6 protein-coding genes are annotated in these 4,905 nt (G+C 58.6%); 1 reads left to right on the top strand and 5 read right to left on the bottom strand.

The features are described from left to right. Window positions 1-196: 196 nt before the first annotated feature. Complete coding sequence (locus MF6396_RS27665) at window positions 197-1,210, bottom strand: zinc-binding alcohol dehydrogenase family protein (protein WP_002118279.1); 1,014 nt, start codon at window positions 1,208-1,210, stop codon at window positions 197-199. A 75-nt stretch (window positions 1,211-1,285) separates the two neighbouring features. On the opposite strand from MF6396_RS27665, the gene MF6396_RS28890 reads away from it, so the two are divergent. Beyond that, window positions 1,286-1,453 (top strand): hypothetical protein, encoded by a 168-nt coding sequence (locus MF6396_RS28890; RefSeq protein WP_016487060.1) that lies wholly within the window; start codon window positions 1,286-1,288, stop codon window positions 1,451-1,453. A 204-nt stretch (window positions 1,454-1,657) separates the two neighbouring features. On the opposite strand, the gene MF6396_RS27670 is transcribed toward MF6396_RS28890, so the two are convergent. The 4 genes from MF6396_RS27670 to msrB all read right to left on the bottom strand — a co-directional run bounded on the left by MF6396_RS27670 (window position 1,658) and on the right by msrB (window position 4,452). Next, window positions 1,658-2,626, bottom strand: a complete 969-nt coding sequence (locus MF6396_RS27670) for a magnesium and cobalt transport protein CorA (protein WP_011979111.1) — start codon at window positions 2,624-2,626, stop codon at window positions 1,658-1,660. Next, a complete protein-coding gene (locus MF6396_RS27675) occupies window positions 2,623-3,327 on the bottom strand; it encodes a glutathione S-transferase N-terminal domain-containing protein (protein ID WP_003464969.1) in 705 nt (234 codons plus the stop codon). The genes MF6396_RS27670 and MF6396_RS27675 overlap by 4 nt, the downstream gene beginning before the upstream one ends. 140 nt (window positions 3,328-3,467) lie before the next feature. Next, window positions 3,468-4,007 (bottom strand): peptide-methionine (S)-S-oxide reductase MsrA, encoded by a 540-nt coding sequence (gene msrA, locus MF6396_RS27680; RefSeq protein WP_003464967.1) that lies wholly within the window; start codon window positions 4,005-4,007, stop codon window positions 3,468-3,470. A gap of 1 nt (window position 4,008) precedes the next feature. Then, entirely contained in the window at window positions 4,009-4,452 is a 444-nt protein-coding gene (msrB, locus tag MF6396_RS27685) for a peptide-methionine (R)-S-oxide reductase MsrB (protein WP_003464965.1), read from the bottom strand. Between the last annotated feature and the right edge of the window lie 453 nt (window positions 4,453-4,905).

Here is a 4,905-nt window from a genome sequence, read left to right on the forward strand (position 1 = left end):
CGGTGGCGTCGACGACGGCGACGGCAGCCGGGATGCCGATGGCACGGGCCGCAGCGAGCGCCGCGTCGATGAGGGCGACTGCGGTTTCGCGGTTGATCGAGGCGGTGGCAATAGATTTGGTCATGGGATTCTCATCGCTGGGGCATAACCCGTTCGGCTTTTTGAGGTTGGACAAGATGTTTGGCGATCGCGGTCGTTAGAAGCCTTCGAGGACGATCTTGCCTTTAGCCGCGCCACTTTCGATCAGTGCATGCACCGTCTTCAGATTGGCGGCATTGATCGGCGACAGTCGCCGGGTCAGCGTCGTGCGGATTTTGCCGTCGTCAACCAGCGCTGCCATCGCATCCAGAATCTCGCCCTGCTCATTCATGTCGGGCGTGCCGTAGATCGACCGCGTGAACATCAGCTCGTGGTGGATCGACACCGCCTTGCGCTTGAAAACCATGATATCGAATGCCTTGGGATCGTCGATCAGTCCGAACCGTCCTTGTGGGGCGATCAGTTCGGCGATGTCGGCGACATGTTGCTCGGTATGTGTGGTCGAAAAGACGAAAGCGGGAGCACCGATGCCGAGTTCGGCGATCTGTGGCGCGAGCGGACGAGAATGGTCGATGACGTGGTGAGCTCCAAGCCCTCTTACCCACTCTTGGGTTTCCGGTCGAGAGGCTGTGGCGATGACGGTGAGGTCCGTGCGCTGTCGCGCGATCTGGACGGCGATCGACCCAACCCCGCCCGCGCCACCGATGATGAGGATCGCCTCCGCCGCACCGGGTACGGGCTTCGCCACGTCCAGGCGGTCGAACATCGCCTCCCAGGCCGTCAACGTCGTCAGCGGCAGCGCCGCCGCTTCCGCCCAGGAGAGCGACGCAGGTTTGTGACCGACAATCCGGGCGTCGACGAGATGGAACTCCGCATTGGTACCGGGCCGTGTGATCGATCCGGCATAATAGACCTCGTCGCCTAACTCGAACTGCGTGACGTCGGGGCCGACCTCGCGCACAATCCCGGCGGCATCCCATCCCAGCACCTTCCAATCGCCATCTGCCGGCGGCGTGCTGTTGCGGACCTTGTAGTCGACCGGGTTGACCGAGACGGCCTTCACCTCAACCAGGATATCGTATCCTGCAGCGACAGGCCGAGGCAGATTGATGTCGACCAGCGCGGCATCCGCGGCGATGGGTCCCGGAACCTTGTAACCAATGGCTTTCATAAATGTCTCCAGCTTGCTTGATCGGATGACGCGAATGCTCGTTAGTCAACTTCTTCTACATTGAGGTCCCGACTCTTGAACTGGGTCGCGGTAGCAGATTTCATCGAACACGTCGATCAACAGGCCCTTATGCTCGGTCGCCGGATCGGTGATCGCGTAGAGGGTGGAGGCGTTATCGCCATCATCACCGCTTCCGAGGCGAAACGCCGCGTCGACGCAGATGCCGCACGGACCGATGGTTGATCCTGGCTCGAGATCGACGAGATTGCTGTCCTTGACGCGCTATTCGCGGTCTTAGCCCTTGGCGATGAAGGACTGAACTGCTTGTAGAGCGTCGGTCAGCTGCTATGTCATGGACGCACCTTCATCTTGAGTTGGATTGGACAAGCTTCCGTATAAGGCCCGCTGTAACCGTCAGATGACGGCGAAGAAAACGATGGGCAGTATTCACAGCCACTTAGCCTTCTTGAAGCGCACAAATAGGAAAACGCACGATATCGCTATCACTCCGAGCACGACAAAGTATCCGTAGGCCGTGTCCAGCTCCGGCATGTGCTTAAAGTTCATGCCGTATATTCCAGCGATCGCCGTCGGGACTGCCAGTATTGCCGCCCAGGCCGCGAGCTGGCGGGTGACCACACCGATCCTTTGCGCTTCCAGAAGGCTGCTGGCCTCAAAGACCGTGGACAGGACAAGCAGGAGGCCGTCGACCATGGACTGCACGCGGTGGACATGGTCCGCGACGTCGTGGAAATATGGTGTCATTTCGGCGCTGATGCAGGGAAAGTGGCCGCGAACGAGCTTTCGCACCAGCTCGGCCATAGCCCTGAGCGTGCGCTGGAACCGCGTGAGTTCGGACCTTAGTTCGAAGATTCGCGCCACCTCTTCTGGCCCGAGGAAATCGTGCAGCGACCGTCGCTCCATCGCCAGGACGTCGTCCTCGATCATTTCGAAGATGGGCAGATACTGGTCGACCACGCGATGCAAGATCGCGTGCAGCACATAGTCGACACCCTTGCCGAACTGCGTCGGCGATGCCTCGAGTTGCTCCCGAAGTTTGCCCAGCGCTCCGGCATTGCCGTGCCGCACGGTGATAAGGTGATTGTGACCGGTGAAGATCGCCATCTTGCCGTAGCTGATCCGGTCGCCGACCAGCTCGGCGGTCTGCGCGACGACGTACAACTCATCGTTGTAGACCTCGAGCTTGGGCGGGCACAGCGGGTGCATCGCGTTGTCGATCGCCAACGGATGAAGATTATATGTCCTTTGGATCGCGAGTAGTTCCTCGGGGGTGGGTTCGCTAAGCGCGATCCAGCAGAAGCCCGAGCGACTCTCGCCCAACTTGACGTGCTCATCGAGCGCGATTTCGCGAACTCGCTTGCCTTCGTTGTAATAATAGGCGGCGATGATGCTCATGCTGGCCTCGCGGGAATGTGGAGGCCACGCTGGACGGCCGGTCGAGCCAGCCCGCGTCCAAGCCATGCGCGGACGTTCGAAAAGCTGCTGAGGCCAAGGATGTCACCCGCAGCGTAGAATTCCACCAGCGCATTCACCCAGCCGAGCGTCGCGATGTCCGCGATCGAATAGTCGTCGACGATCCAGTCGCGGCCTTCCAGCCGGCGATCCAGAATCCCCAGCAGACGCGTGGATTCGTCGATAAAGCGCTGTTGCGGCCGCTTGTCCTCATAGTCCTTGCCGCCAAATCGCAGGAAGAAGCCGAGCTGACCGAACATCGGCCCGATGGCCGACATCTGAAAGAACACCCACGCTAGGGTCTCGTAACGCTGGCCTGGTTCGGTGGAGATGAACTGACCCGTCTTGTCGGCCAGATAGAGGAGGATCGCACCGGATTCCCATAAGGCGATGGGTCTACCGTCAGGGCCAGCCGGATCGATGATCGCCGGTATGCGTCCGTTCGGGTTCAGCGACACGAACGCCGGATCCTTCGACTCGTTGTTCGAGATGTCGATCAGGTGGGGCTCGTACGCCAGGCCAGTCTCCTCAAGCATGATCGAGACCTTGACGCCATTGGGCGTAGGGGCTGCGTAGAGTTGCAGGCGATCGGGATGAGATGCCGGCCAGCGCTGCGTGATCGGAAAGGACGAGAGGTCTGGCATAAATCTGCGATCCTGGTGTTGCGATGGCGACTGACTGGAACGAGCCGTCACTCTGAAGTAGGGTTCGATGACCGCGTCGCTGAACGACGCGGTCACGAAGATTGCGGACCGGACCGGCGCAGTGGCAACGGCAGTGAAGCCTATTCCGCCGCGGTCCCGGCCGCTGGCTGTACGTCGTCAACCTTTTGGCGCTTCGGAAGCACCCAGCCGGGACGGACGAAGTGGCAGGTGTAGCCGCCCGGGCGCTTCTCCAGATAATCCTGGTGATCGGGCTCGGCCTCCCAAAACTCGCCGACCGGCTGGACCTCGGTCACCACTTTGCCATCCCACAGCCCCGAGGCATCCACATCGGCGATCGTATCCTCGGCGACGCGCTTCTGCTCCTCGTCGACATAATAGATGCCCGACCGGTAGGAGAGCCCACGATCATTGCCCTGGCGGTTCAGCGTCGTCGGATCGTGGATCTGGAAGAAGAATTCCAGGATGTTCCGGTAGCTCGTCACTGTCGGGTCGAAGACAATCTCGATCCCCTCGGCATGCGTGCCGTGATTACGATACGTGGCGTTCGGAATATCGCCGCCCGTGTAACCCACACGGGTCGAGATGATGCCGGGCCGCTTGCGGATCAGATCCTGCATGCCCCAGAAACATCCTCCTGCGAGAACAGCGCGCTGATGCATGTTAAGCCTCCTCTACTTGATCGAGATATTCACCGTATCCCTCGGACTCCATCTCGTCGCGCGGGATGAAGCGAAGGGACGCTGAGTTGATGCAGTACCGCAGACCGCCGCGGTCGGAAGGACCATCGGGGAACACATGGCCGAGATGACTGTCTGCGTGTACTGACCTGACCTCCGTCCGGACCATGCCGTGTGCGCTGTCCCGCACCTCGTTCACGTTTGCCGAAACGATCGGCTTGGTGAAGCTGGGCCAGCCAGTACCCGAATCGAACTTGTCCGTCGAAGCGAACAGTGGCTCTCCCGACACTATGTCGACGTAGATGCCAGGCTCCTTGTTGTCGTTGTACTCGCCCGTGAAGGGCCTTTCGGTGCCCGCCTCCTGGGTAATTCGGTGTTGCTCGGGAGTCAGGTGGTCGATTGCTGTCTGTGACTTTTCAAACTTCATTACAGTCTCCAATACTTATCTAGAGGGCCAGGCACGCTACCGCTAATTTTTTATGTCTCCTGATTTGCTCCTACAATGGTAGTGGGATGGCAAACGAGGTTTTACTAAGTGTTGGAAAATTAGAGATTTAAATTTCGCGTCTATTAATTCTAGCGCAACTGAGTGGTTAAGCAAGTACGTAATCAGTAAATATTAAAAAAATAACACAAAAGCACGATTATATAATACAGTGTCAGTGTTTTATGATAATCAACAACGCCTGTTTAGATGCTGGTAGATGCGAATTTTTTGGCGTACAGTCAAAATTTTCTGATGGTTGCTTAGTGTGTTGGCGCTGATGGAAAATTGACCCACCCTGCCGATTGAAATTTGACCCAGGGCGGATTGCTGATTTTGTTACCAGCAACTGTGGATAAGTCTACCAGCGCAGCTGCTGTTGCCCCCACTCCTTCG

The sequence above is a fragment of the Pseudomonas sp. MF6396 genome (assembly GCF_002018915.1).
GTDB classification, from domain to species: Bacteria; Pseudomonadota; Gammaproteobacteria; order Pseudomonadales; family Pseudomonadaceae; genus Aquipseudomonas; species Aquipseudomonas palmensis.

Bases quoted from the DNA above. Each gene is read 5' to 3' on its own strand.
- msrB (WP_003464965.1), bottom strand. From the start codon at position 4,452: ATGAAGTTTGAAAAGTCACAGACAGCAATCGACCACCTGACTCCCGAG.
- MF6396_RS27670 (WP_011979111.1), bottom strand. From the start codon at position 2,626: ATGAGCATCATCGCCGCCTATTATTACAACGAAGGCAAGCGAGTTCGC.
- MF6396_RS27665 (WP_002118279.1), bottom strand. From the start codon at position 1,210: ATGAAAGCCATTGGTTACAAGGTTCCGGGACCCATCGCCGCGGATGCC.
- msrA (WP_003464967.1), bottom strand. From the start codon at position 4,007: ATGCATCAGCGCGCTGTTCTCGCAGGAGGATGTTTCTGGGGCATGCAG.
- MF6396_RS27675 (WP_003464969.1), bottom strand. From the start codon at position 3,327: ATGCCAGACCTCTCGTCCTTTCCGATCACGCAGCGCTGGCCGGCATCT.